The organism is Pseudomonas sp. SDO52101_S400 (assembly GCF_054071635.1).
Map to the genome: position 1 here is coordinate 1 of NZ_JBSVWF010000175.1, position 228 is coordinate 228.

Here is a 228-nt window from a genome sequence, read left to right on the forward strand (position 1 = left end):
GCGAGGATCTGCTCGACGCAGGCGACGCTGGCTTCGATCTGCGCAGCGGCGCTGTAGTCGAGGGTCAGTTTGACCGGGTTCTGGTAGACATCACGCAGTTGGGCCAGGCTCAGTTGGCCAGGGATCAGGTTCAGTGCAGTCATGTTCAGGCTCCTTTAACCGAAGTAATCATTGGCAGGTTCAGGCCCTGCTCCTTGGCGCAGTCGATGGCGATCTGGTAACCGGCAT

1 protein-coding gene is annotated in these 228 nt (G+C 59.2%); it reads right to left on the reverse strand.

Annotation, left to right across the window (positions count from 1 at the left end):
• Positions 1–145: 145 nt before the first annotated feature.
• Positions 146–228: hypothetical protein (locus ACW9HX_RS29230; protein WP_457383228.1), on the reverse strand; the 83-nt coding region annotated here is incomplete at its 5' end.